At 77.3% G+C, this 2,802-nt stretch carries 1 protein-coding gene; it reads left to right on the forward strand.

Annotation, left to right across the window (positions count from 1 at the left end; all coding sequences use genetic code 11):
- On the forward strand, positions 1 to 2,802 hold a 2,802-nt coding region (locus tag O4U47_RS31135), incomplete at both ends, for a condensation domain-containing protein (protein WP_270681582.1).

Raw genomic sequence — 2,802 nt, forward strand, 5'->3', positions numbered from 1 at the left:
GCTCACCGAGAACGGCAAGATCGACCGCAAGGCCCTGCCCGCCCCCGACGCCGCCCCCGCCTCCGAGGCCGAAGCGCCGCGCACCCCGCGCGAGGAGCAGGCGTGCCAGGCGTTCGCGCAGGTCCTCGGGGTCTCCTCGGTCGGCGTGCACGACGACTTCTTCGCGCTCGGCGGCCACTCCATCCTCGCCACCCGCGCCGCCAACCTGGTACGCGCCCAGTCCGGCCTGGCCGTGCGCGTGCGCGATGTCTTCGACGCCCCCACCGCCGCCCGCCTGGCGGCCCTGCTCGACGAGCGCGCGGGCGAGGACCCGCGCCCCGCCCTGGTCGCCCGCACCGGCCCCGACGAGGACGCGCCGCTCTCCTACGCCCAGGAGCGCATCTGGTTCCACGAGCAGATGCACGGCCCCGGGGCCGCCTACAACGTGCCGCTCGCCTTCCGCCTGCACGGTGACGTGGACGCGGACTCGCTGGCCGCCGCCCTGCGCGACACCGTGCAGCGGCACGAGGTCCTGCGCACCGTCTACGCCGACGACGGGGACGGCCCCCGCCCGCGCGTGCTGCCCATGGACCGCGTGCCCGCGCTGCTGCACACCCGGGACGCCTCGGGCGGCCGGGTCCAGGAGCACCTGGCGCGGCTCTTCCACACCCCCTTCGACGTGCGCGCCGACGTCCCCGTCCGCGCCGAGCTGCTGCGCACGGCCCCCGGAGAGGCGGTCCTGGGCCTGTGCTTCCACCACATCGCCACCGACGAGTGGTCCGAGGGGCCGTTCGTCCGCGACCTCGACGCCGCCTACACCGCGCGCCGCGACGGCCGCGCCCCCGAGTGGGCGGCCCCGGCGGTCCGCTACACCGACTTCGCGCGCTGGCAGCGCGAACTCCTCGGTGACGAGGCCGACCCCGGGTCGGCCATGGCCCAGGGCCTGGAGCACTGGCGGCGCGCCCTGGACGGGCTCCCGGCGGAGCTCCCGCTGCCCGCCGACCGCCCGCGCCCGGCCGCCGCCGACGGCGCCGGGGACACCGTCGGGTTCGACCTCGACGGCGACACGGCGGCCGCGCTCCGCCGCTCGGCCGCCGAACACGGGGTCACCGCCTTCATGCTGCTGCAGGGGGCCGTCGCGGTGCTGCTGCACCGGATGGGGGCCGGGGACGACATCGCCGTGGGCACCCCGGTCACCGACCGGGCCGACGAGGCGCTGCACGACGCCGTCGGCATGTACCTGAACATGCTGACCCTGCGCACCGACCTGTCCGGCGCGCCGACCGGGCGCGAGCTGCTGGCACGGGTGCGCGAGGCCGACATCGCCGCGTTCGCCCGCTCCGCCGTGCCCTTCGAGGCGGTGGTGCGCGAATGCGACCCTGCCCGGTCGGCGGCGCGGCACCCCCTGTTCCAGGTGATGATCACCTACCAGCGCGAGTCCGAGCGCACGCGGCTGCTGGGCGCCGACGCGCGGGTCCACCCGGTGGACGCGGCCACCTCCAAGCTGGACCTGGAGTTCACCTTCGCCGAGGTGCCCGGCCGGGAGGGGCTCGCCGCCACGCTGCGCTACGCCACCGCCCGCTTCGACCGGGCGACCGCCGAGAGCCTGGCGGAGCGCTTCCGGCAGGTGCTCATCCACCTGCTGGCCGCCCCGGACGTGCCGGTGGGCGAGTTCGAGGTGGTCTCCGACGCCGAGCGCCGCCGCCTGCTGGGCGGAGCCGAGGCGCAGGCGCGCCCGGTCGGCGCGGCCGGCCTGGCCGCGCGCCTCGCGGCGTCCGCGGCCGAGCACCCGCGGCGGACGGCCGTGCGGGCGGGGGACGGGGACCTGGACTACGGGGAGCTGTGGGAGCGGTCCGGCGCGGTCGCGGAGCGCCTGCGCGCCCGCGGCGCCGGGGCGGGCTCGGTGGTGGCGGTCGCGCTGCCGCGCGGGGCCGACCTGGTGCCCGCGGTCGTCGGTGCGCTGCGCACCGGTGCCGCGTACCTGCCGATCGACCCGGAGTTCCCGCCCGACCGCATCGCGGCGATGCTGGAGGACTCCGGGGTGAAGCTGGCCGTGACGGCCCCCGGAACGCAGGCCGTCCTCCCGGACACCGTGGAGCGCGTGTCGGCCGGTGCGGCTCCGGACGGTGTCGGTCGCCCTGGTGGATCGGAGCTCCCGGCGCAGGCACCTGCTCCGCGCGGACAGGCCGGAACCGATGGACGGCGACCGATGCGCGCCGACCGGGGCCGGACGGCGGACGGTGCCGTGGATGAGGGCGGAGCCCGTTCCCCGGCCACGGAGTATGCGCCGACCGGATCGGCAGGCGACGACTTCGTGCCGCGCGCCGGTTCGACCGGCGCCGACGCGGCACGCCCGAGCGTGCCGAGGGAACCGGCCGACGGTTCGCGCGGGGGCGGTACGGGTTCGTGGACCCCCGAGACCGGCCTGACCGGCCGCCAGAGCGCCGGATTCGCCGACGACACCGCGGATCTCGTGCATGGGGGTGAGGCCCGTCCTGAGCGGGGAGCGGCCGTCTCGGCCGCGGGAATGGCCGACATCCGAGCGGCGCGGACAGGGAGGTCCGGGGAGCCGGAGCGTGTCCCGTCCGAGGGCGGGGTGGATTCGCAGGTGCTCGGCGCAGGGCTGACTGATCCCCCCGATGCCGGTCCCGCCGACGACACCGCTGCGCCCTCCGGGGTGACCGACGGTGCCGCAGAGCACGCGTCTCCGGAACCGGCCCCGCTCGCCGTTCTGGACGGTGACGTCCTCGACCCCGATCCCGCCTCGCCCGCGTACGTCCTCTACACCTCCGGGTCCACCGGGCGGCCCAAGGGCGTGGTCGT

Origin of the sequence: Nocardiopsis suaedae, assembly GCF_027706745.1 — a bacterium.
GTDB classification, from domain to species: domain Bacteria; phylum Actinomycetota; class Actinomycetes; order Streptosporangiales; family Streptosporangiaceae; genus Nocardiopsis_A; species Nocardiopsis_A suaedae.